This is a genomic window from Isoptericola sp. NPDC057391 (genome assembly GCF_042668085.1).
Lineage (GTDB): Bacteria > Actinomycetota > Actinomycetes > Actinomycetales > Cellulomonadaceae > Isoptericola.
The window spans coordinates 1-2,188 of record NZ_JBHVBO010000315.1; the positions used below are offsets into that span (position 1 = coordinate 1).

General features: G+C 77.8%; 2 protein-coding genes. One reads left to right on the forward strand and one right to left on the reverse strand.

Annotation, left to right across the window (positions count from 1 at the left end; genetic code table 11):
- Positions 1-49 precede the first annotated feature (49 nt).
- Entirely contained in the window at positions 50-994 is a 945-nt protein-coding gene (locus ACFUVW_RS20630) for an NAD-dependent epimerase/dehydratase family protein (RefSeq protein WP_430573161.1), read from the reverse strand.
- Positions 995-1,078: 84 nt separating this feature from the next.
- On the opposite strand from ACFUVW_RS20630, the gene ACFUVW_RS20635 reads away from it, so the two are divergent.
- On the forward strand, positions 1,079-2,092 hold the full coding sequence (locus tag ACFUVW_RS20635) for a DUF4037 domain-containing protein (RefSeq protein WP_430573162.1): 1,014 nt from the start codon (positions 1,079-1,081) through the stop codon (positions 2,090-2,092).
- The last annotated feature ends 96 nt before the right edge of the window (positions 2,093-2,188 follow it).

A 2,188-nucleotide genomic window follows, 5' to 3' on the forward strand; every position in this document is an offset into this window, starting at 1 on the left:
GCCGCACCCACCCGGGTGCGGCGCCGTCGTCGTGCTCGGGCTGCCGGGGTCAGCCCATGCCCGTCCGGAACCCCTCGCGCCAGCTCGCGAACCGCGGCTCCCAGGCGAGCTCGCGCCGAGCCTTCGCGTTGGACGACGCGCGGACGGTGGTCATCATCGCCGTGCCCAGCTGGCCGAGCATCGGCCGTGCCAGCCACGCCGGCAGCCGCATCGGGCGGCGTCCGCCGAGCTGCTCGGCCAGGTACGGCAGCCACTCGGCGACCGGCGCGGGGTCGTCGTCGACGACGTTGTACGTCCCGGGAGCGCCGCGCCCGACGGCGGCGGCCGCCGCCGTCGCGGCGTCCTCGACGTGCATGAACGACCACATCCCCGTGCCGCCGCCGACGACGGGGAACCGGCCGCGGCGCACCAGCTCCGCGACGGAGCCCGTGCGGGACAGCGCCTGCCCGGGCCCGTAGAAGGCGCCGTAGCGCAGGACGACGCCCTCGATGCCCGCCGTCCCGGTCACCGCCCGCTCGAGGTGCACGATGGCGCGCAACGACCGCACGGCCTCCTTGCCAGGGTCGTCGGTGAGCGGGTCGTCCTCGGTCTTGACCGGCCCGCCCCGCCGCTCGTTCGGCCACCCGGTGTAGCTCTGCGCCACGAACCGCCGGGCCCCCGCCGCGACGGCCGCCGCGAGCAGGGAGTCGGTGCCCTCGGTCCGGAGCCGGTTGGTGACGGCGAAGTCCTCGTCGAAGCGGCGGAAGTCCCCCGTGATCGACGACAGGGCGGTGAGCTGGTGCACGACGACGTCCGGCGCGGCGGCCTCGACGGCGTCCCGGACCGAGCCGGGGTCCAGGCCGTCCATGACGACGCCCTTCGCCCCGGCGGCGCGCACCGCCGCGAGGCGCGGCTCGCTGCGAGCCGTGCCGACGACCTGGTGCCCCGCCGCGAGCAGCAGCGGCACCAGCCTGCTGCCGACGGCTCCGGTGGCCCCGGCGACGAGGACCCTCATGGTGGTCTCCTCTCCTCAGCCTCTCGACGGTATGCCGGGCCGTGGTGTGACGCCGACCGGGAGCCCGACTGGCAGCATGGCGGCGTGACCACCGGCATCGGCCTGGCGCGGGCCTACCACGACGACGTCGTCCGCCCCCTGCTGCAGGCCTGGCGGCCAGGCCTGCGGTACGCGGCGGCGCGCCTGGGCAGCGGGTCGGACGTTCTCGGGCTGGACGACGAGACGTCTCGCGACCACGACTGGGGGCTGCGGCTCACGCTGCTCGTCGACGAGCCGGACGTGGCGGCGCTCGACGCCCACCTGGAGGCCACGCTGCCGGCCGAGCACGCGGGCCTGCCCGTGCGGTTCGCCACGACCTGGGAGCCGGTGGTGCGCCACCGCGTGGAGGTCGCGACGCCCCGCGGCTTCGCGGCGTCGCGCCTCGGCCTCGACCCGACGACGGACCTCGACGCCGCGGGCTGGCTGGGGCTCACCGGGCAGAGCGTGCTGGAGGTGACCGCCGGCGCCGTCTTCCACGACGGGCCGGGGGAGCTCACCGCGATCCGGGAGCGGCTGCGGTGGTACCCCGACGACGTCTGGCTGCACGTGCTCGCGGCGGAGTGGGCGCGCGTGGGGCAGGAGCTGCCGTTCGTCGGGCGCACCGGGGTGCGGGGCGACGACGCGGGCTCGCGTGTCCTCGCGGCCAGGATCGCCGGCTCGCTGCTGCGGCTGGGCCTGCTGCTGGAGCGGCGGTGGCCGCCCTACCCCAAGTGGCTCGGCACCGCGTTCGCGGGGACGCCGTCGGCGGCGGCCGCGGGCGCGCACCTGGACCGGGCGCTCGCGGCCACGACGTGGCGGGAGCGCGACGCCGCCCTCGGCGACGCGTGCGACGCGCTGCACGAGCGGCAGCGCGACGTCGGGCTGCCGGCCCTCGTGGGCCGCGCGACCGAGCCGTTCTTCGACCGCCCGTCGCGCGGGCTGCGTGCGCTTCCCGAGCTGCTGCGGGACGCCGCCGGGGACGCCGTGCGCGGCCTGCCCGCCGCCGTCGAGCAGTGGGTCGACGCCGTCGACGTCCTCACGGACGGGCGGCGCCGCGTCGCGCTCCTGACGCCGAGATAGAGAAGGGGGGCGCGCGGGCGTGACGAGGGGGGGGGGGGGGGCGCGCGCCCGCCGGCCGGGGGCCGCCGCGGAGGAGAGGGCAGGGGGGGGGAGGTA

Bases quoted from the DNA above. Each gene is read 5' to 3' on its own strand.
- ACFUVW_RS20630 (WP_430573161.1), bottom strand. From the start codon at position 994: ATGAGGGTCCTCGTCGCCGGGGCCACCGGAGCCGTCGGCAGCAGGCTG.